The sequence below is a fragment of the Kosakonia cowanii JCM 10956 = DSM 18146 genome, assembly GCF_001975225.1.
In the GTDB taxonomy this organism is placed as follows: Bacteria; Pseudomonadota; Gammaproteobacteria; order Enterobacterales; family Enterobacteriaceae; genus Kosakonia; species Kosakonia cowanii.
On record NZ_CP019445.1, the window covers coordinates 915584 to 940491 of the forward strand.

General features: G+C 55.6%; 17 protein-coding genes, 1 tRNA gene, 3 rRNA genes and 1 other annotated feature. Of the genes, 6 read left to right on the forward strand and 15 right to left on the reverse strand.

The window, feature by feature from the left end; all coding sequences use genetic code 11:
* The first annotated feature begins 157 nt into the window (after positions 1-157).
* Positions 158-985: a glyoxylate bypass operon transcriptional repressor IclR gene (gene iclR, locus BWI95_RS04225; protein ID WP_023478496.1), complete on the forward strand. Its 828-nt coding sequence runs from the start codon at positions 158-160 to the stop codon at positions 983-985.
* Positions 986-1103: 118 nt separating this feature from the next.
* Complete coding sequence (locus tag BWI95_RS04230) at positions 1104-2120, forward strand: hypothetical protein (protein ID WP_076769058.1); 1017 nt, start codon at positions 1104-1106, stop codon at positions 2118-2120.
* Here BWI95_RS04230 and aceK read toward each other — a convergent pair.
* The 12 genes from aceK to rluD form a co-directional block, all read right to left on the reverse strand.
* Positions 2117-3865 carry a bifunctional isocitrate dehydrogenase kinase/phosphatase gene (gene aceK / locus BWI95_RS04235; RefSeq protein WP_076769059.1) on the reverse strand — a complete coding sequence of 583 codons (1749 nt, stop codon included), beginning with the start codon at positions 3863-3865 and terminating at the stop codon, positions 2117-2119. The genes BWI95_RS04230 and aceK overlap by 4 nt on opposite strands.
* Positions 3866-3949: 84 nt before the next feature.
* Positions 3950-5260 carry an isocitrate lyase gene (gene aceA / locus BWI95_RS04240; RefSeq protein ID WP_042712589.1) on the reverse strand — a complete coding sequence of 437 codons (1311 nt, stop codon included), beginning with the start codon at positions 5258-5260 and terminating at the stop codon, positions 3950-3952.
* Between the two features lie 154 nt (positions 5261-5414).
* Positions 5415-7016 carry a malate synthase A gene (aceB, locus tag BWI95_RS04245; protein ID WP_054804507.1) on the reverse strand — a complete coding sequence of 534 codons (1602 nt, stop codon included), beginning with the start codon at positions 7014-7016 and terminating at the stop codon, positions 5415-5417.
* Between the two features lie 246 nt (positions 7017-7262).
* Positions 7263-8192 (reverse strand): homoserine O-acetyltransferase MetA, encoded by a 930-nt coding sequence (metA, locus tag BWI95_RS04250; protein WP_042712586.1) that lies wholly within the window; start codon positions 8190-8192, stop codon positions 7263-7265.
* Between the two features lie 133 nt (positions 8193-8325).
* On the reverse strand, positions 8326-8754 hold the full coding sequence (locus BWI95_RS04255) for a YjaA family stress response protein (RefSeq protein WP_076769060.1): 429 nt from the start codon (positions 8752-8754) through the stop codon (positions 8326-8328).
* A gap of 98 nt (positions 8755-8852) precedes the next feature.
* Positions 8853-8968: ribosomal RNA gene (rrf, locus tag BWI95_RS04260) — 5S ribosomal RNA — on the reverse strand.
* 204 nt (positions 8969-9172) lie between these two features.
* A 23S ribosomal RNA gene (locus tag BWI95_RS04265) occupies positions 9173-12079 on the reverse strand.
* Between the two features lie 201 nt (positions 12080-12280).
* Positions 12281-12356, reverse strand: a tRNA-Glu gene (locus tag BWI95_RS04270).
* Between the two features lie 80 nt (positions 12357-12436).
* Positions 12437-13975 (reverse strand): 16S ribosomal RNA (locus tag BWI95_RS04275).
* Together the 16S, 23S and 5S rRNA genes with 1 tRNA gene alongside form the textbook arrangement of a ribosomal RNA operon.
* A gap of 428 nt (positions 13976-14403) precedes the next feature.
* The gene (clpB, locus tag BWI95_RS04285; protein ID WP_023480639.1) at positions 14404-16977 is read right to left on the reverse strand and encodes an ATP-dependent chaperone ClpB; all 2574 of its coding nucleotides are present in this window, start codon (positions 16975-16977) and stop codon (positions 14404-14406) included.
* 128 nt (positions 16978-17105) lie between these two features.
* Positions 17106-17837, reverse strand: coding sequence for a purine nucleoside phosphorylase YfiH (gene yfiH, locus BWI95_RS04290; protein ID WP_054804221.1), 732 nt, complete (start codon positions 17835-17837; stop codon positions 17106-17108).
* Positions 17834-18814 (reverse strand): 23S rRNA pseudouridine(1911/1915/1917) synthase RluD, encoded by a 981-nt coding sequence (gene rluD, locus BWI95_RS04295; RefSeq protein ID WP_054804222.1) that lies wholly within the window; start codon positions 18812-18814, stop codon positions 17834-17836. Before rluD ends, yfiH begins: the two co-directional genes overlap by 4 nt.
* Positions 18815-18945: 131 nt before the next feature.
* Here rluD and bamD point away from each other — a divergent pair, with 131 nt between their 5' ends.
* The 4 genes from bamD to pheA all read left to right on the forward strand — a co-directional run bounded on the left by bamD (position 18946) and on the right by pheA (position 21697).
* Complete coding sequence (gene bamD, locus BWI95_RS04300; RefSeq protein ID WP_023480633.1) at positions 18946-19683, forward strand: outer membrane protein assembly factor BamD; 738 nt, start codon at positions 18946-18948, stop codon at positions 19681-19683.
* A 268-nt stretch (positions 19684-19951) separates the two neighbouring features.
* Positions 19952-20290, forward strand: a complete 339-nt coding sequence (gene raiA, locus BWI95_RS04305; RefSeq protein WP_054804223.1) for a ribosome-associated translation inhibitor RaiA — start codon at positions 19952-19954, stop codon at positions 20288-20290.
* Positions 20291-20388: 98 nt separating this feature from the next.
* Positions 20389-20514: a sequence feature (Phe leader region), on the forward strand.
* A complete protein-coding gene (pheL, locus tag BWI95_RS23595; protein WP_200134660.1) occupies positions 20390-20440 on the forward strand; it encodes a pheA operon leader peptide PheL in 51 nt (16 codons plus the stop codon). (Overlaps the previous feature by 51 nt.)
* A gap of 22 nt (positions 20515-20536) precedes the next feature.
* Positions 20537-21697, forward strand: a complete 1161-nt coding sequence (pheA, locus tag BWI95_RS04310; RefSeq protein ID WP_042718544.1) for a bifunctional chorismate mutase/prephenate dehydratase — start codon at positions 20537-20539, stop codon at positions 21695-21697.
* On the opposite strand, the gene BWI95_RS04315 is transcribed toward pheA, so the two are convergent.
* From BWI95_RS04315 to aroF, 3 genes are all read right to left on the reverse strand, one after another.
* Entirely contained in the window at positions 21694-22566 is an 873-nt protein-coding gene (locus BWI95_RS04315; RefSeq protein WP_054804224.1) for an SMP-30/gluconolactonase/LRE family protein, read from the reverse strand. The genes pheA and BWI95_RS04315 overlap by 4 nt on opposite strands.
* Positions 22567-22634: 68 nt before the next feature.
* Positions 22635-23756: a bifunctional chorismate mutase/prephenate dehydrogenase gene (gene tyrA, locus BWI95_RS04320; protein ID WP_076769061.1), complete on the reverse strand. Its 1122-nt coding sequence runs from the start codon at positions 23754-23756 to the stop codon at positions 22635-22637.
* A 9-nt stretch (positions 23757-23765) separates the two neighbouring features.
* Positions 23766-24836 carry a 3-deoxy-7-phosphoheptulonate synthase AroF gene (gene aroF / locus BWI95_RS04325; RefSeq protein ID WP_054804225.1) on the reverse strand — a complete coding sequence of 357 codons (1071 nt, stop codon included), beginning with the start codon at positions 24834-24836 and terminating at the stop codon, positions 23766-23768.
* Positions 24837-24908 lie beyond the last annotated feature (72 nt).

Sequence of the window (24908 nt, forward strand, 5' to 3'; positions counted from 1 at the left end):
CCAGCAGAACATACTGGCATAAAGTCACAGGCCGGAAAAGCAACGCGGGGGGAATATGAGAGAAGTTCACCATCACTCATCCGATCAGTAGTAAGAAGAGTTACGTTATACTCTGGCAAAACGAAAATCATTTCCACGATACAGAAAAGGAGCTCCTATGGTCGCTTCCGTCCCCGCAAAACGTGGCAGAAAAGCCGCTGCTCCCGCCGCGCCCGCTGGCGGGCAGGTGCAATCCTTAACGCGCGGCCTGAAATTGCTTGAGTGGATCGCCGAATCACATAGCAGCGTCGCGCTGACCGAACTGGCGCAGCAGGCCGGTTTACCCAACTCCACTACTCACCGTTTATTGACTACCATGCAGCAGCTGGGCTTTGTCCGCCAGGTCGGCGAACTGGGGCACTGGGCGATTGGCGCGCACGCCTTTATCGTCGGCAGCAGCTTTCTGCAAAGCCGTAACCTGATGGCGATTGTGCACCCGATTCTGCGCAAGCTGATGGAGGAGTCGGGCGAGACGGTTAACCTGGCGGTGCTGGATAAGAGCGATCATCAGGCGATCATTATCGATCAAGTGCAGTGTACGCAGTTGATGCGCATGTCGGCACCGATTGGCGGCAAATTGCCGATGCACGCCTCCGGCGCGGGGAAAGCGTTTCTTTCGCGGCTGGATGATGAGCAGGTCGGTAATCTGTTGCATCGCCAGGGGCTGCACGCTTACACCCACGCCACGCTGGTGTCGCCGCTGCATCTGAAAGAGGATCTCGCCCAGACGCGTAAACGCGGCTACTCCTTTGATGATGAAGAGCATGCGCTCGGCCTGCGCTGCGTCGCCGCCTGCATCTTTGACGAGCATGGCGAACCGTTCGCCGCCATCTCCATCTCCGGGCCGATTTCGCGCATCACCGACGATCGCGTCACGGAATTGGGCGCGATGGTGATCCGCGCGGCAAAAGAGGTGACGCTGGCTTACGGCGGCATCCGCACCTAAACAAGAGTGTTCTCTATGGGCGCGAGCACTCTCGCAGGCGACAGAAGGGATCTCTGATTGTTGTTCCCCCTCAGGCAGTGGCACTTTGGCAAAAATGCCCTTTCTGAGGTTCTGTTGTATGAAGTGTAATAGTCGTACGCTTGCCGCCCTCCTGCTGGCGCTCCCTGTTCCGGTGTGGGCGCATGTGAAATGGTTTGTGGATTATGACGTCAAACTCGCCCCGGCCTCGCTGGCGGCGATTGCCGGTTCGCTCAGCTTTTGGGCGCTGCTGGTTTTCGCCACGCTGGTGATTTTCGCCACCTCGCTGGCCGACCGCCGCCTCCCTTCGTTCCCTGAGATCCCGCGCTTTCGCCCGCCGCTTCTGCGCGCCCATCGCTGGGTTCCGGTGATTATGCGTGTGGGAACCGGCCTCTTTTTTCTTATCCTCGGCCTCTTCTACCCGCAGGTGATCCTCACGCCAGAACTGATCGTGGCCAACCCGTGGTTGACCTTTATTCACTTCGCCATTGCCATCACCGCCGTGACGCGGAAAACCAGCTTTATCGCCGGGCTGCTGATGCTGTTTCTTTATAGCTATGCGGTGCAGCTTTACGGCGCGTTCCATATGCTCGATTACCTGCTGTTTATCGGCCTTGGCATCTATCTCGTCAGCCAGACCTTTCTGCCGGAAGAAAACGACGAACGCGTGATTGCCCTGGTGCGGCTGGTTCTCTGCTACTCCTTTTTATGGGGCGCCGTGGAGAAATTTATGCAGCCGAATCTCTATTTCCAGTTGCTGGACGCGCACCCGTGGCTGGCGATGGGGCTGGACTGGGATTTCTTTGTGCGCGGCTGCGGCTTTGTGGAGCTGTGCCTGATTTGGCATATCTACAGCGGCAAGCTGGCAAGCTACGCCTGCATCACTCTCTTCGCGCTGATTGCGGTGCTGGCCTTTATTCCCTTTGGCATCACGGATGTGGTCGGCCACCTGGCTTTTATTGTGCCGTTGATTGCGATCCTGCTTACGCCAAGGGAAACCGTGCTGTTTCGCAGCGCCACAGCCAATACCGCCGCCTTTTTGGCGATGCTGCTGACGCTGTTACTATTTGGCTCACTGAGCTACTCGGTGTTGCAGTACAACACCCATCTGCATTAACCCGCCTGCCGCAGCGTGCTTTGGGCGAAGCGAATGCAGAAGCGCTGGCGTTTGCGGTAGGCGTAGACATCCTCCACGTGCCCCTGACGAATGCGCGCCTGCAAACCACGCCAGTAGTCGGCGCGAAAGAGATCGGCGTGCATCTCTTCAAACAGCGGGCCGATCTCCGGGTCGGCGCAGAGCCAGTGGCGAAACTCTTCAGGAAAGACATCGCCCGGCGCGAAGCTGTACCACGGCTCGGCGCTCAGCTCATCTTCCGGGTATCGCGGGGCGGGGATATCGCGGAAATTCACTTCCGTCATGTAGCAGATTTCGTCGTAATCATAAAAGACCACCCGGCCGTGGCGCGTCACGCCGAAGTTTTTAAACAGCATATCGCCGGGGAAAATATTGGCGGCGGCAAGCTGGCGGATGGCATTGCCATACTCCTCCACCGCGTCGCGCAGTTGCTGGCCTTTCACCTGCTCGAACCAGAGATTGAGCGGCACCATGCGCCGTTCGATGTAGAGATGGCTGATGGCAATCCGATCGCCAAGATCGGTGATTTTGCCCGGCGCCTGCTCCAGCAGCAGCGCCATTAACGGCGGCGCAATCTGCCGCTTCTCCAGCACAAAATTTTCAAACTCCTGAGTATCTGCCATGCGCCCGACGCGATCGTGCTCCTTTACCAGTTGATAGCAGGCGCGCACATGGGCAGCGCTCATCTCTTTTTGCGGCGGGAAGACATCTTTGATCACTTTGAAGACGCGATCGAACCCCGGCAGGGTAAACACCAGCATCACCATGCCGCGAATGCCAGGCGCTTCGATAAACTGCTCATCACTGTTAGTGACGTAGTGGAGATATTCGCGGTAACTCTCTGTTTTCGCATGCTTCTGGCAGCCAATCGCCATATAGAGCTCGGCGGTGGTTTTGCCCGGCAGGATCTCGCGCAGCCACTCGACGGTAGCCGCCGGGAGCGGCGCATAAACCATAAAGTAGGAGCGGGCGAAGCCAAATACGATGCTCGCTTCGGCGTGCGTGGTGAGGCAGGTATCAACAAACAGCTCCCCCTCGTCGCTGCGATGGATTGGCAGCAGAAACGGCAGCGTTCCCGCCGGGGTGATGAGTTTGCCTACCAGCCAGGCGGCCTTGTTGCGGTAGAAAAGCTCGTTCGCTACCTGTAAATGCGCATGGTTGAGCGCATCCATGCCAAAGGCTTCCAGCAGGTGAGCGCTGATATAACGCACGTCACGCGCTTTGTCCTGCCACGGCAGCCGCAGCGGCAGATCCGATAACACTTTTGTCAGCAGCACTTCCCAGCCACGCTCCGGCCAGAAGGCTTTCGCCAGCGGGCGCGGAATGGTGCGAAAACGGCGTTCGGGCTGCGAACTGAAGATGAAAAGCCGCTCGGGTGACAGGGAGCGATGATCAAACAAGCGGCAATAGACCGAGTTAAAGAAGCTTTCGGCAATTTCAAAGCGGGGATAGTCGGGCAGCAGCTGCGTGTAGTGCGCTTTCACCTCTTGCAAAAATTCCACGTCCGGATGCTGGCTGTCGGTGATACAGCGCAACTGCTCCACCACCAGACCGACGTGGTGATCGTAGAGGTGGATACGCTGTTTCATCGCCTGCTGCACGGCGTGCCAGTCCGCCTGCTCAAAGCGCTGCTGCGCCCCGGCGGTCACTTCCAGAAAGCGCCCATACTGCGCGTCAAAACCCTGCAGGATGGTTTGTGCAATTAACAACGCCAGGCCACGCGACATGTGCACCTCCAGGTGACGGCCGGATTAGTGTGTAAGCCGGAGACGCGCCCGCGCCATCCGGCAGCCACAATGCAGTCGGGCGCATTAGACGCCGAACTGCGCCTCTTCTGTCGATCCGGTTAATGCCGTGACCGACGAGGCTCCGCCCTGAATAATGGTGGTCACTTTGTCGAAGTAACCGGTGCCCACCTCCTGCTGGTGCGAGACGAAGGTGTAGCCCTCTTTCCCGGCGGCAAACTCCGGCTGCTGCACCTTCTCAACGTAGTGCTTCATCCCCTCGCCCTGCGCGTAGGCGTGCGCAAGGTCGAACATGTTGAACCACATGCTGTGAATACCCGCGAGGGTAATGAACTGGAATTTGTAGCCCATATCCGACAGCTCCTGCTGGAAGCGCGCGATGGTGTCGTCGTCGAGGTTCTTTTTCCAGTTAAATGAGGGCGAGCAGTTGTAGGCCAGCAGCTTGCCGGGGAATTTCGCGTGGATAGCATCAGCAAAGCGGCGTGCCAGCGCCAGGTCGGGCGTCGAGGTTTCACACCACACCAGATCAGCGTAAGGAGCATAAGCGAGGCCACGGCTGATCGCCTGCTCGATACCGGCATGCGTACGGTAGAACCCTTCGCTGGTGCGCTCTCCGGTAATAAAGGCGCTGTCATAGGGGTCGCAGTCAGAGGTGATCAAGTCGGCGGCATCCGCATCGGTACGCGCGACCACTAAGGTCGGTACGCCAAGCACATCGGCGGCCAGGCGCGCGGCAACCAGTTTTTGCACCGCTTCCTGGGTCGGAACCAGCACTTTACCGCCCATATGGCCGCACTTTTTCACCGAGGCGAGCTGATCTTCGAAGTGAACCGCCGCTGCACCGGCTTCGATCATCGATTTCATCAGTTCAAAGGCGTTAAGCACGCCGCCAAACCCCGCTTCCGCATCGGCAACGATCGGCAGGAAATAGTCGACATAACGCGGGTCGCCAGGCTCAATGCCGCTCGACCACTGGATCTGATCCGCGCGGCGGAAGGTGTTATTGATGCGCTCAACCACCGCTGGCACCGAGTTCGCCGGGTAGAGGGATTGATCCGGGTACATGCTGGCGGCAAGGTTGGCGTCCGCTGCTACTTGCCAGCCGGAGAGATAGACCGCCTCAATGCCCGCTTTCGCCTGCTGCAACGCCTGCCCGCCGGTTAATGCGCCAAGGCTGTTCACGTAACCCTTTTTCGACTCACCGTTCAACAGACGCCAGATTTTGGCCGCGCCAAGCTGCGCCAGCGTGCACTCCGGGTTGACCGAGCCGCGTAACTTCACCACCTCTTCCGCGCTGTACGGGCGGCGAATGCCTTCCCAGCGAGATTGTGTCCATTCCTGTTGCAGCGCTTCAATTTGTTGGGTACGGGTTTTCATATGCAGATGCTCCCTATTCTTCTCCTGGCGTACCAGGCGTTATTGATGAAGGCCGTTTGCTCAGGGTCAGCACACCCACCGCAGCTTGTTTGTCTATAAGCGGGGATGGTGAACGCTGCCCTGGCCAACGTGGCGAACAAATTAGCCCGGGTAGTTACGCCAGCAGGCGGTAACCCGGCAGGGTTAAGAAATCAATCAGCTCATCGGAAGTGGTGATTTGCTCCATCAGCCGTGCGGCATCGTCGAAGCGCCCGCTGCTGTAACGGTGCTCACCCAGCTCTTCCTGAATGACCTGCATCTCTTCAGCCAGCATCTGGCGGAACAGCGCTTTGGTCACCGGTTTGCCGTTGCTCAGCGTCTTCTGGTGGTGGATCCACTGCCAGATAGAGGTTCGGGAGATTTCCGCGGTGGCGGCATCTTCCATCAGACCGTAAATGGGCACGCAGCCGTTGCCGGTGATCCACGCTTCGATGTACTGCACCGCCACGCGGATATTGGCGCGCATCCCCTCTTCGGTGCGCTCCCCTTCGCAGGGTGCCAGCAACTCTTCGGCGCGGATCGGCGCATCCTCGTCGCGGGTGACAAAGAGCTGGTTTTTATGCTCGCCCAGCGCCGCGTTGAAAATCTCCATCACGCTATCGCCAAGGCCAGGGTGCGCAATCCACGTGCCATCGTGTCCGTTATCCGCTTCCAACTGCTTGTCAGCTTTCACTTTGTTCAGCACCCAGTTATTACGTTCGGCATCTTTGCTGGGGATGAATGCCGCCATGCCGCCCATGGCAAACGCGCCGCGACGATGGCAGGTTTTGATCAGCAGACGGGAGTAGGCGCTGAGGAAGGGTTTATCCATCGTCACCACCTGGCGATCCGGCAGCACGCGGTCCGGGTAGTTTTTCAGGGTTTTGATGTAGCTGAAGATGTAATCCCAGCGCCCGCAGTTCAGCCCGACAATATGGTCACGCAGCGCGTGGAGGATCTCATCCATCTGGAAGACAGCCGGCAGCGTTTCAATCAACAGCGTTGCTTTGATGGTGCCGCGCGGCAGGTTGAAGCGATCTTCTGTGAAGCTGAAGACCTCGCTCCACCAGGCGGCCTCTTGCCAGGCCTGAGTTTTCGGCAGGTAGAAGTAGGGACCGCTGCCTTTAGCCAACAGGTTTTTATGGTTGTGGAAGAAGTAGAGCGCGAAGTCGAAGAGGCTGCCTGGGATCGCCTCCCCGCGCCAGGTGACATGTTTCTCCGGCAGGTGTAAGCCGCGCACGCGGCACACCAGTACCGCCGGGTCGGGCTTCAACTGATAAATTTTTCCCGCTTCATTGGTGTAGCTGATAGTGCCATTGACCGCATCGCGCAGGTTGATCTGCCCATCGATCACTTTTCCCCAGTTTGGCGCCAGCGAATCTTCAAAGTCCGCCATGAACACTTTCACGTTTGCGTTCAGTGCGTTGATGACCATTTTGCGCTCAACAGGCCCGGTGATCTCTACGCGACGGTCCAGAAGATCGTCAGGAATACCGCGGATCGTCCAGTCGCTTTCGCGGATGGAAGCGGTTTCCGAAATGAAGCCTGGCAGCTTGCCGTTATCAATCTCTTGCTGCTGATGGACGCGCGCGGCCAGCAGTTGATTGCGTTTAGGCGTGAAGCGCGCGACCAGGTCGCTCAGGAATTCTACCGCCGCCGGCGTCAGGATCTGCTTCTCCTGCGCGCCAAAGGGCTGCGTAAAGGCCAGTTCTTCAGTTGTGGTCGCCTGTTGTGTCATGGTGCGGTCTCCTCTTTTGGCAGCGAACTCATTTTCCAGGGCAAACGACGATCGGTTGTGCAGTTTTCGTGCAGCAGGATCAATCCTGGACAATAACTTTTCCAAAATCAAAAACAATTTCCATTTTAATTATCAATTGATGATAAGTAGTTGATTATAGAGAGGATAAACTTTTATTGGGGACTGAAGTGATTTTCGCAAACAAAAAAGGCACCCGAAGGTGCCTGTCGTCTGATGCTGAAACGCTTAATCCAGCGTCGGATTCATATGACGCAGATCGTATGGCGTGATCTGGTAGACGTAGTAGTTGAGCCAGTTGATGAACAGCAAATTACCGTGGCTGCGCCAGGAAGCGCGCGGTTTGTTTTGCGGATCGTTTTGTGGGAAATAGTTGTGCGGCAGTTCAGGTTGCAGGCCCGCTTCCACATCACGGAAATATTCGCTCGCCAGCGTGTCGGGATCGTATTCCGGATGGCCGGTGACAAATGCGATGCGCTTATCTTTGCTGGCGAAGAGATAGGCATCGCCATCTGCCGTTTCCGCCAGGATATCGAGATCGGTGTAATCACGGATTAGCGCAGCGGGGAAATCAGCATAGCGCGAGTGCGGCGCGAGGAAATAGTCATCGAAGCCGCGCGTCAGCAGGGCATGAGGCTGCAGGAGGTGGTGCTCGTAGACGCCGGAGAGTTTATCGCTGCGGGTCTGTTTCGGAATGCCGTAAAGGATATTGAGTGCTGCCTGTACTGCCCAACAGACGAAAAGTGTAGAGGTAACGTGATCTTTAGCCCATGCCAGCACCTGCTCGATCTGCGGCCAGTAGGCAACATCGTTAAACTCGACCAGGCCTAACGGCGCGCCGGTGACAATCAGGCCATCGAAATTTTCGTCGCACACTTCATCGAAATTACAGTAGAAGGTGTTGAGGTGCTCAGCGGGTGTATTGCGCGACTCGCGTGAATCGATTCGCAGCAGGCGGACATCAACCTGCAGCGGGGAGTTGGAGAGTAAACGCAGGAACTGGTTTTCCGTCTCGATCTTTTTCGGCATCAGGTTGAGGATAAGCACCTTCAGGGGACGAATTTCCTGCACTGTCGCGCGTGAAGTCGTCATCACAAAGACGTTTTCATCCCGGAGAAGATTGACGGCCGGCAGCTCGTCCTGCACCCGAATCGGCATAACTTATATCCTCACAACATACGTTTATACGTTTAGACATCCAGACAGCTGACAATACCCATAAATGGTCTGAATGTCGAGCCTGCCGGTGGAAGGTGAGAAAGTTTCACATCACGGCTTGCGGGGTAACGCCTTAACTGATGATAGTGGGATTGTTATTGCCCGGCGGTTTTGGCTTTTTAGCCTGCTGCAGCGCGTCTAAAACCTGCGGATCGCTAAGTGGGGCGGGATTGGCGATGACATAAGGCGCGCGGCACCGGCCATATGCTGCACCGAAAGTCATTTCCATGATGGCACGCTCCTCTACCGCCGATAAACCGCCTTCGTTCATCTCCAGCGCATGGGCGAGAATGGCCAGCTTACCGGCTCCGGGCAGAGCATGCCAGAAAGAGCGGGGGGCGACTTTCAGGATCAGATCCCGGAGCAGTTTCTCTGCAAGAAAGAAGTCGGCAACAATGATGCGCTGGTTGCTAAAGGGCTGGTGGCCGGAAACCTGCTGCTGAGTGGCGAGATTGCGCACAATCATGCGGTTTTTATACAGCTGAACGTAAAGCGTGACCATGGCTACTTCCTTTAGCGACGAAGAGGGGATTGAAACGCGTGAAAAAAGAATAGCAAAAAGCCTCATGCTTTCGCATGAGGCTTTCGGCTTTATTTGATGCCTGGCAGTTCCCTACTCTCGCATGGGGAGACCCCACACTACCATCGGCGCTACGGCGTTTCACTTCTGAGTTCGGCATGGGGTCAGGTGGGACCACCGCGCTAGTGCCGCCAGGCAAATTCTTTGTGCTCCGTCCTGTGTCTTTCACGCCGCTCCTGCGTTGGCTGCCTTCGCTCGCAACAGTCACATACTTCAGTATGCTCCTGTCGTCTCGTCTCAGTTGCCGCCTTGCTGCTGCGTAAAATCCTTCGGACTTAACATCTAATCTGGTATCAGCTGAAAATCTGTCTCTCATCCGCCAAAACATCTTCGGCGTTGTAAGGTTAAGCCTCACGGTTCATTAGTACCGGTTAGCTCAACGCATCGCTGCGCTTACACACCCGGCCTATCAACGTCGTCGTCTTCAACGTTCCTTCAGGAGACTTAAAGTCTCAGGGAGAACTCATCTCGGGGCAAGTTTCGTGCTTAGATGCTTTCAGCACTTATCTCTTCCGCATTTAGCTACCGGGCAGTGCCATTGGCATGACAACCCGAACACCAGTGATGCGTCCACTCCGGTCCTCTCGTACTAGGAGCAGCCCCCCTCAATTCTCCAGCGCCCACGGCAGATAGGGACCGAACTGTCTCACGACGTTCTAAACCCAGCTCGCGTACCACTTTAAATGGCGAACAGCCATACCCTTGGGACCTACTTCAGCCCCAGGATGTGATGAGCCGACATCGAGGTGCCAAACACCGCCGTCGATATGAACTCTTGGGCGGTATCAGCCTGTTATCCCCGGAGTACCTTTTATCCGTTGAGCGATGGCCCTTCCATTCAGAACCACCGGATCACTATGACCTGCTTTCGCACCTGCTCGCGCCGTCACGCTCGCAGTCAAGCCAGCTTATGCCATTGCACTAACCTCCTGATGTCCGACCAGGATTAGCTGACCTTCGTGCTCCTCCGTTACGCTTTAGGAGGAGACCGCCCCAGTCAAACTACCCACCAGACACTGTCCGCAACCCGGATCACGGGTCCACGTTAGAACATCAAACATTAAAGGGTGGTATTTCAAGGTTGGCTCCACGCAGACTGGCGTCCACGCTTCAAAGCCTCCCACCTATCCTACACATCAAGGCTCAATGTTCAGTGTCAAGCTATAGTAAAGGTTCACGGGGTCTTTCCGTCTTGCCGCGGGTACACTGCATCTTCACAGCGAGTTCAATTTCACTGAGTCTCGGGTGGAGACAGCCTGGCCATCATTACGCCATTCGTGCAGGTCGGAACTTACCCGACAAGGAATTTCGCTACCTTAGGACCGTTATAGTTACGGCCGCCGTTTACCGGGGCTTCGATCAAGAGCTTCACCTTGCGGTTGACCCCATCAATTAACCTTCCGGCACCGGGCAGGCGTCACACCGTATACGTCCACTTTCGTGTTTGCACAGTGCTGTGTTTTTAATAAACAGTTGCAGCCAGCTGGTATCTTCGACTGGTTTCAGCTCCGCGAGCAAGTCGCTTCACCTACACACCAGCGTGCCTTCTCCCGAAGTTACGGCACCATTTTGCCTAGTTCCTTCACCCGAGTTCTCTCAAGCGCCTTGGTATTCTCTACCTGACCACCTGTGTCGGTTTGGGGTACGATTTCGTGTTACCTGATGCTTAGAGGCTTTTCCTGGAAGCAGGGCATTTGTCACTTCAGCACCGTGGTGCCTCGTCATCACGCCTCAGTGTTAAAGTGAACCGGATTTACCTGGAACACACACCTACACGCTTAAACCGGGACAACCGTCGCCCGGCCGACATAGCCTTCTCCGTCCCCCCTTCGCAGTAACACCAAGTACAGGAATATTAACCTGTTTCCCATCGACTACGCCTTTCGGCCTCGCCTTAGGGGTCGACTCACCCTGCCCCGATTAACGTTGGACAGGAACCCTTGGTCTTCCGGCGAGCGGGCTTTTCACCCGCTTTATCGTTACTTATGTCAGCATTCGCACTTCTGATACCTCCAGCAGCCCTCACAGGCCACCTTCGACGGCTTACAGAACGCTCCCCTACCCAACAACACATAGTGTCGCTGCCGCAGCTTCGGTGCATGGTTTAGCCCCGTTACATCTTCCGCGCAGGCCGACTCGACCAGTGAGCTATTACGCTTTCTTTAAATGATGGCTGCTTCTAAGCCAACATCCTGGCTGTCTGTGCCTTCCCACATCGTTTCCCACTTAACCATGACTTTGGGACCTTAGCTGGCGGTCTGGGTTGTTTCCCTCTTCACGACGGACGTTAGCACCCGCCGTGTGTCTCCCGTGATAACATTCTCCGGTATTCGTAGTTTGCATCGGGTTGGTAAGCCGGGATGGCCCCCTAGCCGAAACAGTGCTCTACCCCCGGAGATGAATTCACGAGGCGCTACCTAAATAGCTTTCGGGGAGAACCAGCTATCTCCCGGTTTGATTGGCCTTTCACCCCCAGCCACAGGTCATCCGCTAATTTTTCAACATTAGTCGGTTCGGTCCTCCAGTTAGTGTTACCCCAACCTTCAACCTGCCCATGGCTAGATCACCGGGTTTCGGGTCTATACCCTGCAACTTAACGCCCAGTTAAGACTCGGTTTCCCTGCGGCTCCCCTATACGGTTAACCTTGCTACAGAATATAAGTCGCTGACCCATTATACAAAAGGTACGCAGTCACCCCATAAAGAGGCTCCCACTGCTTGTACGTACACGGTTTCAGGTTCTGTTTCACTCCCCTCGCCGGGGTTCTTTTCGCCTTTCCCTCACGGTACTGGTTCACTATCGGTCAGTCAGGAGTATTTAGCCTTGGAGGATGGTCCCCCCCATATTCAGACAGGATACCACGTGTCCCGCCCTACTCATCGAGCTCACAACCTGTGTGCTTTTGTGTACGGGGCTGTCACCCTGTATCGCGCGACTTTCCAGACGCTTCCACTAACACTCAGGCTGATTCAGGCTCTGGGCTGTTCCCCGTTCGCTCGCCGCTACTGGGGGAATCTCGGTTGATTTCTTTTCCTCGGGGTACTTAGATGTTTCAGTTCCCCCGGTTCGCTCACAGCACTATGTATTCATGCTGTGATAGTGCAACGGATTGCACTGGGTTTCCCCATTCGGACATCGCCGGTTATAACGGTTCATATCACCTTACCGGCGCTTTTCGCAGATTAGCACGTCCTTCATCGCCTCTGACTGCCAGGGCATCCACCGTGTACGCTTAGTCGCTTAACCTCACAACCCGAAGATGTTTCGTAAAACACCATCAGTTGCGAAAATTTGAGAGACTCACGGAACAATTCGCATTGTTCTGTGTTTCAATTTTCAGCTTGATCCAGATTTTTAAAGAGCAAATATCTCAGACATGACTCACTGTCAGACAGGAATCAGGTTTGAGATACATCGGCAGGTGACTTTCACTCACAGACCAGCAAGTGGCGTCCCCTAGGGGATTCGAACCCCTGTTACCGCCGTGAAAGGGCGGTGTCCTGGGCCTCTAGACGAAGGGGACACAAAGTCTCACTCGCAAGACGCCTTGCTATTTACTTTTCATCAGACTGTGTGGACACTACAGGGAAAGGTTCTTTAAGGTAAGGAGGTGATCCAACCGCAGGTTCCCCTACGGTTACCTTGTTACGACTTCACCCCAGTCATGAATCACAAAGTGGTAAGCGCCCTCCCGAAGGTTAAGCTACCTACTTCTTTTGCAACCCACTCCCATGGTGTGACGGGCGGTGTGTACAAGGCCCGGGAACGTATTCACCGTGACATTCTGATTCACGATTACTAGCGATTCCGACTTCATGGAGTCGAGTTGCAGACTCCAATCCGGACTACGACGCACTTTATGAGGTCCGCTGGCTCTCGCGAGATTGCTTCTCTTTGTATGCGCCATTGTAGCACGTGTGTAGCCCTGGTCGTAAGGGCCATGATGACTTGACGTCATCCCCACCTTCCTCCAGTTTATCACTGGCAGTCTCCTTTGAGTTCCCGGCCTAACCGCTGGCAACAAAGGATAAGGGTTGCGCTCGTTGCGGGACTTAACCCAACATCACGAGCTGACGACAGCCATGCAGCACCTGTCTCACAGTTCCCGAAGGCACCAATCCATCTCTGGAAAGTTCTGTGGATGTCAAGACCAGGTAAGGTTCTTCGCGTTGCATCGAATTAAACCACATGCTCCACCGCTTGTGCGGGCCCCCGTCAATTCATTTGAGTTTTAACCTTGCGGCCGTACTCCCCAGGCGGTCGACTTAACGCGTTAGCTCCGGAAGCCACGCCTCAAGGGCACAACCTCCAAGTCGACATCGTTTACGGCGTGGACTACCAGGGTATCTAATCCTGTTTGCTCCCCACGCTTTCGCACCTGAGCGTCAGTCTTCGTCCAGGGGGCCGCCTTCGCCACCGGTATTCCTCCAGATCTCTACGCATTTCACCGCTACACCTGGAATTCTACCCCCCTCTACGAGACTCAAGCCTGCCAGTTTCGGATGCAGTTCCCAGGTTGAGCCCGGGGATTTCACATCCGACTTGACAGACCGCCTGCGTGCGTGCGCTTTACGCCCAGTAATTCCGATTAACGCTTGCACCCTCCGTATTACCGCGGCTGCTGGCACGGAGTTAGCCGGTGCTTCTTCTGCGGGTAACGTCAATCGACGTGGTTATTAACCACATCGCCTTCCTCCCCGCTGAAAGTACTTTACAACCCGAAGGCCTTCTTCATACACGCGGCATGGCTGCATCAGGCTTGCGCCCATTGTGCAATATTCCCCACTGCTGCCTCCCGTAGGAGTCTGGACCGTGTCTCAGTTCCAGTGTGGCTGGTCATCCTCTCAGACCAGCTAGGGATCGTCGCCTAGGTGAGCCGTTACCCCACCTACTAGCTAATCCCATCTGGGCACATCTGATGGCAAGAGGCCCGAAGGTCCCCCTCTTTGGTCTTGCGACGTTATGCGGTATTAGCTACCGTTTCCAGTAGTTATCCCCCTCCATCAGGCAGTTTCCCAGACATTACTCACCCGTCCGCCACTCGTCAGCGAAGCAGCAAGCTGCTTCCTGTTACCGTTCGACTTGCATGTGTTAGGCCTGCCGCCAGCGTTCAATCTGAGCCATGATCAAACTCTTCAATTTAAAGTTTGATGCTCATCGAATTAAACCGTAATGAATTACGTGTTCACCCGTGAGACTTGGTATTCATTTAGTGTCCGAGGACATTAAGAATCCATGTCACCTGAGTGCCCACACAGATTGTCTGATAAATTGTTAAAGAGCAGTGCCGCTTCGCTTTTCGCAGCGGCGCGGGGTGTACATATTACGCTTCCCCGCTGTGAAGTCAACTGATTATTTTCAGAATTCTTCACCTGACAGGCCGGTGTGTTTGCCGTTGTGCCGTGTCAGTGGAGGCGCATTATAGGGAGTTAATTCCTGCTGACAACCCTTAATTTGAAAAAAGTTACCGTTCGCTCACTTTCCAGGCGAAAACTGTGAAAAGAGTCTATTTATGCTCTTTTATTAAACAAAAACGGGCCCCGAGAGGCCCGTTTTTCAGTTTTTATCTTTTATTGAACAGCAACAATGCGGTCATCTTTCACCACAAGCTGCACTGGCTTGCCCGGAATCAGGGTGCCAGAGAGGATCTGCTGCGCCAGCGGGTTCTCTATCTGTTGCTGGATCGCACGTTTCAACGGCCGCGCACCGTAAACCGGGTCGTATCCATTGGCGCTAAGCAGTTTCAGCGCCTCGTCGGAAAGTGTCACACTGTAGCCACGCTCCTCGAGACGTTTATACAACCGCTGCAGCTGGATCTGTGCAATAGAAGCAATGTGTTTTTCACCTAACGGATGGAACACAACGACTTCATCTATACGGTTGATGAATTCAGGGCGGAAGCTCTGACTCACCACGCCCATCACCAGCTCTTTCATATGGCCGTAATCGAGATCGCCAAAACGCTCCTGAATCAGGTCGGATCCAAGGTTAGAGGTCATGATGACTACCGTATTACGGAAGTCTACCGTTCTGCCCTGCCCGTCCGTCAATCGACCGTCGTCAAGCACCTGCAACAGAATGTTGAAGACATCCGGATGCGCTTTCTCCACTTCATCAAGCAGAATGACGGAATAGGGACGGCGACGAACGGCTTCCGTCAGATAACCGCCCTCTTCATATCCGACATAGCCCGGAGGCGCACCAACCAGCCGCGACACAGAGTGTTTCTCCATAAACTCGGACATGTCGATACGCACCATGGCGTCGTCGCTATCAAACATAAAGTTCGCCAGCGCTTTGCACAGCTCGGTTTTCCCAACCCCGGTCGGACCAAGGAAGAGGAAGGAGCCAATTGGGCGGTTCGGATCGGACAGCCCTGCGCGGCTGCGGCGAATGGCGTTAGAGACTGCATCGACAGCCTCATCCTGACCAATCACGCGGTGGTGAAGATCGTGTTCCATGCGCAGCAGTTTCTCACGCTCACCCTCCATCATTCGCGAAACGGGAATACCGGTCCAGCGCGCCAGCACTTCGGCGATCTCAGCATCGGTTACACGGTTACGCAGCAGGCGCATGGTTTTGCCTTCACTCTGTGTCGCCGCCGCCAGCTGTTTCTCCAGCTCGGGGATTTTTCCGTACTGCAACTCAGACATTCTGCCCAGGTCGCCATTACGACGAGCCTGTTCCATGGCGATTTTCGCCTGTTCAAGCTCTGCTTTAATCGTCTGCGTACCGGAAAGAGAGGCTTTTTCGGCCTTCCACTCCTCTTCAAGGGAGGAGTATTGACGTTCTTTCTCTTCCAGCTCCTCGTTCAGCATGTCGAGACGTTTTTTACTCGCCTCATCAGACTCTTTCATTAACGCGCGCTGTTCCAGCTTGAGCTGGATAATGCGTCGGTCAAGCCGATCGAGCTCTTCCGGTTTAGAGTCAATCTGCATACGGATGCTGGATGCCGCTTCATCGATCAGGTCGATGGCTTTATCCGGCAACTGGCGATCGGAGATGTAGCGATGGGAGAGCGATGCCGCCGCGACAATCGCCGGGTCGGTAATCTGCACATGGTGGTGCAGCTCATAGCGCTCTTTCAGACCGCGCAGAATAGCAATGGTATCTTCAACAGAGGGTTCAGCCACCAGCACTTTCTGGAAACGGCGCTCCAGCGCGGCATCTTTTTCGATGTACTGGCGATATTCATCGAGCGTCGTTGCGCCGACGCAGTGCAGCTCACCGCGCGCCAGCGCCGGTTTCAGCATGTTCCCCGCATCCATAGCGCCGTCGGCTTTACCGGCACCGACCATGGTATGCAATTCGTCGATAAACAGGATCACGTTACCTTCCTGTTTGGAGAGATCGTTGAGCACACCTTTCAGGCGCTCCTCAAACTCACCGCGATATTTTGCCCCAGCGACCAGTGCACCCATATCCAGCGCCAGCACGCGGCGGCCTTTCAGCCCCTCCGGCACTTCACCGTTCACAATGCGCTGCGCCAGCCCTTCAACAATGGCAGTTTTACCGACACCCGGCTCACCAATTAATACCGGGTTGTTTTTGGTACGGCGCTGCAGCACCTGGATGGTACGGCGGATCTCTTCGTCACGGCCGATGACCGGGTCAAGCTTGCCCTGCTCGGCACGTTCGGTCAGATCGACGGTAAATTTTTTCAATGCCTGACGTTGGTCTTCAGCCCCCTGATCGTTCACGTTCTCTCCCCCACGCATTTGCTCGATAGCCTGAGTCACGTTCGCAGTCGTTGCGCCAGCGGATTTCAGCAAATCCGTCAGCGTGCCGCGTGACTCCAGCGCAGCCAGAACAAACAGCTCTGACGAAATAAAGTTATCACCCCGTTTTTGCGCCAGCTTGTCGCAAAGGTTAAGCACGCGCATCAAATCTTGCGAAGGCTGCACATCACCGCCGGTACCTTCTACCTGCGGTAAGCGGCTCAGCGCCTGTTCAATGGCAATACGTAACTGGCCAGCATTGACGCCAGCAGAGGTTAATAAAGGTTGAACCGAACCGCCTTCCTGGTTCAGTAAGGCGCTCATTAAATGAAGTGGTTCGATGAATTGGTTGTCGTGCCCCAGTGCGAGCGACTGGGCATCGGCAAGAGCAAGCTGGAATTTATTAGTAAGACGATCCAGACGCATAACTCCTCCCATAACAGGTCAAATTTGCTACTGGAGATTAAATGAGGTCATCCCTCAATTATTCAAGGTGATTGACCTGATTTATGTGAAGAAAACTCACGCGTACTGGATCGTCTTGATTCGTTAGGTTATATCAGCCAAATGAAACTTGCCATACGCCCGGTCGTCTTGTCCCGACGGTATGAGAAAAAATCACTCTGCTGGCTGAAGGTGCAGTGCTCGCCGCCGTAGATATGCTCGACGCCGACGCTTGCCAGCCGCTGACGCGCCAGCTGATAAATATCAGCAAAATATTTCTCACCCTGCGGGCGAAATGCGCGTTCGGCTTCAGCATCGTGAGCCATAAATGCCTCACGCACTTCCGGGCCCACTTCGAAGGCCTCCGGACCAATCGCCGGGCCAAGCCACGCCAGCAGATTTTCAGGTTTGTCGGCAAAACAGGCTACCGTCTCTTCCAGCACGCCGCCGCACAACCCGCGCCAGCCAGCGTGCGCTGCCGCCACTTCACTGCCATCCCGGTTACAAAACAGCACTGGCAGGCAGTCCGCGGTCATCACCGCGCACACCGTGCCCGGCGTATTGCTGTATGAGGCATCCGCGCGTTTTGAGGCATAGGGCTCGCCGTCGAGCTTCAATACCGCCGTGCCGTGCACCTGCTCGAGCCAGACCGGTTTTGAAGGCAAACCCGCCGCCGCAAACAGGCGCGCGCGGTTCTCTTCGACATGCTCGCTGTTGTCACCGCAGTGCGCGCCGAGGTTCATGGCATCATAGGGCGGCAGGCTTACACCGCCGATACGCGTTGAGCTGCAGGCCGCCACGCCTTTCGGCAACGGCCAGTCCGGGACGATCAGTTTGGTCATAACCAGGCGACATCATCCTTATGGGTTTCAAAATCCGCGCGCATCGCGGCAATAAGATCGACCATATCCTGTGGAATTGGCGCATGCCACTCCATTTCAATACCGGTAATGGGATGGTAGAGACGCAGCATGGTCGCGTGCAGTGCCTGGCGGTCAAACTTGCGCAGCGCATCAATGAACTCATCCGATGCGCCTTTCGGCGGGCGAGGACGACCGCCGTAGAGCTGATCGCCCACCAGCGGATGGGTAATATGCGCCATATGGACGCGGATCTGGTGTGTACGGCCAGTTTCAAGACGCAGACGCAGGCGCGTATGGATACGGAAATGCTCCATAATGCGGTAGTGTGTGACGGCCGGTTTACCCATCGGGTGAACGGACATATGGGTGCGTTTGGTCGGATGGCGGCTGATAGGCTCCTCCACCGTACCGCCCGCGGTCATATGACCGATGGCAACCGCTTCATATTCACGGGTGATTTCACGCAGTTGCAAGGATTCAACCAGACGGGTTTGCGCCGGAACGGTTTTCGCCACGACCATCAAGCCAGTGGTGTCTTTATCCAGACGGTGCACAATACCAGCGCGCGGTACGTCGACAATCGGCGGATAGTAGTGAAGCAGCGCATTCAGCACGGTACCGTCAGGATTACCGGCGCCGGGATGTACGACAAAGTCGCGCGGCTTATTAATGACGAGAATATCGTCATCTTCATAGACGATATTGAGAGGAATATCCTGCGGCTCAAAGCGCGCTTCTTCTTCAATTTCCGCATTGATAGCAATGCGCTCACCGCCCAACACTTTCTCTTTCGGTTTGTCGCTAACGACATCGTTGACCAGCACGCGCTGATCAAGAATCCATTCTTTTATACGCGAACGTGAATAATCAGGGAACAATTCGGCCAAAGCCTGATCTAAGCGTTGACCGAGTTGATTCTCGGATACCGTTGCGGTGAGTTGTACCAGTTGTGCCATATACAGCTTCTTCGTTAACGTTGGGTTTTACGGCTTCGCCGTTTAATATAGTGTGCTATTGTAGCTGGTCTTAGTCGGGAGCAGGAGTAAAGAATCTCCCGCATGAACATTCTGAGGAAAGTCTAAACGTTATGACGCGCTTGAAATATCTGGTGGCAGCCGCCACGTTAAGTCTGGCTTTGGCAGGTTGCTCCGGTTCTAAGGAAGAGGTACCTGATAATCCACCAAACGAAATCTACGCGACCGCCCAGCAAAAGCTGCAAGACGGTAACTGGAAGGCGGCAATAACGCAACTGGAAGCTCTGGATAATCGTTATCCGTTTGGTCCTTACTCCCAGCAAGTGCAGTTAGATCTTATCTACGCCTACTACAAAAACGCCGATCTGCCGCTGGCGCAGGCCGCCATCGATCGCTTTATTCGTCTTAACCCAACGCATCCGAACATCGACTACGTGATGTATATGCGCGGGTTGACCAACATGGCCCTTGATGACAGTGCGCTGCAGGGCTTCTTCGGCGTTGACCGCAGCGATCGCGATCCGGCTCATGCGCGTGATGCGTTCAATGACTTCTCACGTCTGGTACGCGGTTATCCGCAAAGTCAGTATGCGACTGATGCCAACAAGCGTCTGGTCTACCTGAAAGATCGCCTGGCGAAGTATGAATACTCCGTCGCGCAGTACTACACCGATCGCGGTGCCTGGGTTGCGGTGACCAATCGCGTGGAAGGCATGCTGCGTGATTTCCCGGATACCAAAGCGACGCGCGATGCGCTGCCATTGATGGAGCACGCTTACCGCGAGCTGCAGCTCAATGCGCAGGCTGACAAAGTGGCGAAAATTATCGCCGCCAATAACAGCAACGCATAACGCCTGTAAACGCAAAACGGCAGCCCGCGGGCTGCCGTTTTTTTATCCGTTGAATGCCTGGCTGTCGTGCTTTCACGCCAATGCAACCTATCAACTATGACCGCTAACTTCTCATCCGACAAGCTATATTTCCCCTCTTCCTGCCCTGCCTCACAAACCCCTCGCCTTTGACAAAAAGTGACAAAATTACGTGATTTTAATCACACATTTTGACATTAGGCGCGCTATGCTGAAGTGACTTAGACGGAAAGACAGAGAGGTAAGATGTATGACAATGAACATTACCAGTAAACAAATGGAAATTACTCCGGCAATCCGCCAGCATGTCACCGACCGTCTCGCCAAACTGGATAAATGGCAAACTCAGCTGATTAATCCCCATATCGTCCTCTCTAAAGAGCCACAGGGTTTTACCGCCGATGCGACCATCAGCACGCCTAACGGGCAGCTTGTCGCCAGCGCTAAACATGATGATATGTATATCGCCATCAACGATTTGATCAACAAGCTGGAACGGCAGCTCAATAAAGTGCAGCACAAAGGCGAAGCGCGTCGCGCCGCAACATCGGTGAAAGATGCCAACTTCGTTGAAGAAGAAGAAGAGTAGTCTCTACATTGAGTTTCCAACGCGCCTACGGGCGCGTTTTTTATTGACAGAGCGAAAAGAGAGCAGTTACTTTAACCCCCTCGCTCAACAGGAAAAATGATGAAAACCACCCCGTTTCTCTTCGCACTCTTTTTTACCTTCCCCAGTTAGGGAGGCGATTCGTTTTGTGAGAAAAAGTGCGAAGACGAACAATAAAGCCTCCCAAGCCGGGAGGCTTTTTTATTGATAACAATGAAAGGCAACAACATGACGGCTGAAAACCCCTTACTGGATTTACGCGTGAAGATCAGCGCGCTCGACGAGCAGTTGCTGACACTGCTGGCCGAGCGCCGCCAGCTCTCCGTTGAAGTTGGCAAAGCGAAACTCGCCTCCCACCGCCCGGTACGCGATATCGACAGAGAGCGGGCCCTGCTGGAACATTTAATCGAGCTTGGCAAAACGCATCATTTAGATGCCCACTACATCACCCGCCTGTTTCAGCTCATCATTGAAGACTCTGTTCTCACCCAGCAAGCACTGCTCCAGCACCACCTCAACAACATCAACCCACGCTCTGCGCGTATCGCGTTTCTTGGCCCGAAAGGCTCCTATTCGCATCTTGCGGCGCGCCAGTATGCCGCGCGTCATTTCGAGCAGTTTATCGAGAGCGGCTGCGCACGTTTTCAGGATATTTTTAGTCAGGTCGAAACCGGCCAGGCGGATTATGCCGTCGTGCCGCTGGAGAACACCAGTTCGGGCGCGATTAACGATGTCTACGATCTGCTTCAGCACACCAGCCTGTCGATTGTCGGCGAGCTGACTGTGCCAATCGACCACTGCGTGCTGGTATCAGGTACCACAACTCTTGAGCAGATCCAGACGGTCTACAGCCATCCGCAACCGTTCCAGCAGTGCAGCCAGTTCCTGAACCGCTATCCGCATTGGAAGATTGAGTATTGCGAAAGCACCTCGGCGGCGATGGAGAAAGTCGCGCAACTGAACTCACCGCACGTCGCGGCGCTGGGCAATGAACCGGGTGGCGCGCTGTATGGTTTACAGGTGCTGGAGCGCAACCTGGCAAACCAGACGCAGAACATCACCCGTTTTGTGGTGCTGGCGCGTAAAGCGATCGATGTGTCTGAGCAGGTACCGGCGAAAACCACGCTACTGATGGCGACCGGGCAACAGGCGGGTGCGCTGGTAGAAGCGCTGCTGGTGCTGCGCAACCACAACCTGATCATGACCAAGCTGGAGTCGCGCCCGATCCACGGCAACCCGTGGGAAGAGATGTTCTATCTGGATATTCAGGCCAACCTGCACGCCAGCGCGATGCAAAAAGCGCTGCGCGAGCTGGGCAGCATCACCCGCTCGCTGAAAGTGCTGGGCTGCTACCCCAGCGAAAACGTCGTGCCGGTCGACCCGGTTTAACGCTCGATAAAGAGCGCTTTCTTCATCCCTGCCACCGAAACAGGCAGGGTGAAGATTCCCCCGGAAAGCGGATAATCAGCAATCTCTTGCTCATCCATATTTTCGCGGGTGGTGGTAATAAACAGCGTCTTCATATCCGCCCCGCCAAAGCAGACCATCGTCGGGCAGCGCACCGGCAAACGGTACTCCTCCAGCTGCTCGCCCTGTGGTGAGAAACGGGCAATTCGCCAGCCGTCATACATTGCGCTCCAGTAGCACCCTTCGACATCCATCGCCGCACCGTCCGGAATACCTTCTCCCGGGTTGAAGCGACGGAACAGCTCGCGCCGCCCAGGTTCGCCCTGTTCATCCAGCGGTGTACGGTAAATCACGCCGTGAGGTGTGTCAGAGGTGAACATCCACTGTTTGTCATGGCTGAAGGCCAGGCCGTTTGCGCCGTGAATATCACACTGCACCACTTTCGGCGTCAGATCGTTATCCACCCGCAGCAGCAGCGCGCCGTTATAATCCCCCGGCGCCCAGAAGGTGCCAGCATAAAAGCGGCCATGGTGATCGGTGCCGCCATCGTTAAAACGCGCCAGTTGTGGGTTAGAGGGGTTATCGCATACTTTCTGTCGCAGCAGCCCGCGCTCGTCAGTCAGCCAGACGGCCTGCCGCATGGCGACGATAAAACCGCCCTTCTCACGCAGCGCGAAGCAGCCCACCTCTTCCGGGAACGAGAGCACCGTATGCTCGCCCGTCTCCAGCCGGTAACGGTGGATTTCACCTTCGAGAATATCAGCCCAGTAGAGCGCCTGTTCGGCTTCGCTCCAGGTCGGACACTCAGGTAAATGTCCGGTGTAATCAAACAGTCTCTGCAACTCAGCCATTGCGCATCCCTTAAATAAAAAAAGCCAGCGGGTGACCACTGGCTTTTCAGTATAAACGGCTTTTGAAGTTACGCCCGGCTGTCGTTGGCCTGGCGTAACAGGGTACGGCTCTCGCTCTGGAAACGCTGGGCATAATCGCCGAACCAGTGCTCCACTTTGCGGAAGCTGTCGATAAATGCCTGCTTATCGCCCTGCTCCAGCAGGCCAATTGCTTCGCCGAAGCGCTGATAGTAACGCTTGATCAGCGCCAGGTTATCGGGCGAGGACATAATAATGTCGGCATAGAGCTGCGGATCCTGGGCGAACAGACGCCCCACCATCGCCAGCTCAAGACGATAAATCGGTGATGAGAGCGACAGCAACTGCTCAAGCTGCACATTCTCTTCCGCCAGGTGCAGGCCATAAGCGAAGGTGGCAAAGTGGCGCAGCGCCTGGATAAAGGCCATGTTTTGATCGTGCTCGACGGCACTGATGCGATGCAGCCGCGCGCCCCAGACCTGAATCTGTTCCAGGAACCACTGATAGGCTTCCGGTTTACGGCCATCACACCACACCACCACCTGTTTGGCGAGGCTACCGCTGTCCGGGCCAAACATCGGGTGCAAACCAAGCACCGGGCCGTTATGCGCCGACAACATCGCCTGCAGCGGGCCGCTTTTCACCGACGCCAGATCGACCAGAATGCAGTCCTCCGGCAGCGGTGGCAGCTTCGCAATCACCGCTTCTGTAACGTGGATCGGTACGCTGACAATCACCATGCCGGCATCCGCCAGCAGCGTTTCAGCCTGCGCCCAATCCTCTTTCTCCAGCGTACGCACCTGGTAGCCAGAGAGCGTCAACATTTTGCTGAACAGTTTCCCCATCTGGCCGCCGCCGCCAACAATGACCACCGGACGCAGCGCAGGACAGAGCGTTTTAAACCCTTTGTCGTTTTCGCTGGAGTAGGATTCGCGCATCACGCGGCGCAGCACATCCTCAATCAGATCGGGCGGCACACCCAGCGCCTCGGCCTCTTTACGCCGCGAGGCCAGCATTGAAGCTTCACGCTCGGGAACATAAATCGGCAGCCCGTAGTGGCTTTTGACTTCGCCCACCTGCGCCACCAGCTCCAGCCGGCGCGCCAGCAGCCCCAGCAGCGCCTTATCCACTTCATCAATTTGATCGCGCAGCGCGGTCAGTTCAGCAACCATAACACCCTCTTATGCAAAACGCGCCGCCAGGCTATTGCGCAGATCGCTGTCGATTTCGCGCAGCAGCGCTTCGGTCGCTTCCCAGCTGATGCAGGCATCGGTAACAGAAACACCGTACTTCATATCACAGCGCGGCTGCTCGGATGATTGATTGCCTTCGTGAATATTGCTCTCAATCATCAGGCCGGTAATCGAACGGTTGCCATCTTTGATCTGCGCGACAACGGATTCAGCAACGGCAGGCTGGCGACGGTAATCTTTATTGGAATTCCCGTGGCTGCAATCTACCATCAGCGACGGTTTCAGTCCCGCCTGCTGCATCTCTTTTTCACACTGCGCCACATCTGCCGGGCTGTAGTTCGGCGCTTTGCCGCCGCGCAGGATCACGTGACCATCCGGGTTGCCCTGGGTTTGCAGCAGACAGACCTGTCCGGCCTGGTTAATGCCCACAAAGCGGTGCGGCATCGCAGCCGCGCGCATCGCATTGATGGCGGTAGCCAGGCTGCCATCGGTACCGTTTTTGAAGCCGACCGGCATCGACAAACCGGAGGCCATTTCACGGTGAGTTTGTGACTCCGTGGTGCGCGCGCCAATCGCCGACCAGCTAAAGAGATCGCCGAGGAACTGCGGGCTGTTCGGATCGAGCGCTTCGGTCGCCAGCGGCAAGCCCATGCTGACTAATTCCACCAGCAGACGACGCGCAATCTTCAGGCCAGCTTCCACATCAAACGAGCCATCCATGTGCGGATCGTTAATCAGCCCTTTCCAGCCAACGGTGGTACGGGGTTTTTCAAAATAGACGCGCATCACCAGGTAGAGGCTATCGCTGACCTCTGCGGCAAGGGTTTTAAACCGACGGGCATACTCCAGCGCGGCTTCCGGGTCGTGAATCGAACAAGGACCGCAGACCACCAGCAGGCGCGGATCGCGCCCGGCAATGATGTTGGAGATGGTCTGGCGGGATTGCGCGATTTGCGCCTCTTGTTCGCCGGTCAGCGGGAAAGCGGTTTTCAGCTGTTCCGGAGTGATCAGAACCTGCTCGTCGGTGATGTGTACGTTGTTCAGCGCGTCTTTTTGCATGATCAAATCCTGTATGGCTCGTGTGCGATAGGTTTCCTCAAGCGAGGGAGCTGACACCATATCACATCAGGT

What these genes read in the sequence shown, in the direction of transcription:
- iclR (WP_023478496.1), top strand. Translation starts at nt 158, where the DNA reads ATGGTCGCTTCCGTCCCCGCAAAACGTGGCAGAAAAGCCGCTGCTCCC.
- BWI95_RS04230 (WP_076769058.1), top strand. Translation starts at nt 1,104, where the DNA reads ATGAAGTGTAATAGTCGTACGCTTGCCGCCCTCCTGCTGGCGCTCCCT.
- aceK (WP_076769059.1), bottom strand. Translation starts at nt 3,865, where the DNA reads ATGTCGCGTGGCCTGGCGTTGTTAATTGCACAAACCATCCTGCAGGGT.
- aceA (WP_042712589.1), bottom strand. Translation starts at nt 5,260, where the DNA reads ATGAAAACCCGTACCCAACAAATTGAAGCGCTGCAACAGGAATGGACA.
- aceB (WP_054804507.1), bottom strand. Translation starts at nt 7,016, where the DNA reads ATGACACAACAGGCGACCACAACTGAAGAACTGGCCTTTACGCAGCCC.
- metA (WP_042712586.1), bottom strand. Translation starts at nt 8,192, where the DNA reads ATGCCGATTCGGGTGCAGGACGAGCTGCCGGCCGTCAATCTTCTCCGG.
- BWI95_RS04255 (WP_076769060.1), bottom strand. Translation starts at nt 8,754, where the DNA reads ATGGTCACGCTTTACGTTCAGCTGTATAAAAACCGCATGATTGTGCGC.
- clpB (WP_023480639.1), bottom strand. Translation starts at nt 16,977, where the DNA reads ATGCGTCTGGATCGTCTTACTAATAAATTCCAGCTTGCTCTTGCCGAT.
- yfiH (WP_054804221.1), bottom strand. Translation starts at nt 17,837, where the DNA reads ATGACCAAACTGATCGTCCCGGACTGGCCGTTGCCGAAAGGCGTGGCG.
- rluD (WP_054804222.1), bottom strand. Translation starts at nt 18,814, where the DNA reads ATGGCACAACTGGTACAACTCACCGCAACGGTATCCGAGAATCAACTC.
- bamD (WP_023480633.1), top strand. Translation starts at nt 18,946, where the DNA reads ATGACGCGCTTGAAATATCTGGTGGCAGCCGCCACGTTAAGTCTGGCT.
- raiA (WP_054804223.1), top strand. Translation starts at nt 19,952, where the DNA reads ATGACAATGAACATTACCAGTAAACAAATGGAAATTACTCCGGCAATC.
- pheA (WP_042718544.1), top strand. Translation starts at nt 20,537, where the DNA reads ATGACGGCTGAAAACCCCTTACTGGATTTACGCGTGAAGATCAGCGCG.
- BWI95_RS04315 (WP_054804224.1), bottom strand. Translation starts at nt 22,566, where the DNA reads ATGGCTGAGTTGCAGAGACTGTTTGATTACACCGGACATTTACCTGAG.
- tyrA (WP_076769061.1), bottom strand. Translation starts at nt 23,756, where the DNA reads ATGGTTGCTGAACTGACCGCGCTGCGCGATCAAATTGATGAAGTGGAT.
- aroF (WP_054804225.1), bottom strand. Translation starts at nt 24,836, where the DNA reads ATGCAAAAAGACGCGCTGAACAACGTACACATCACCGACGAGCAGGTT.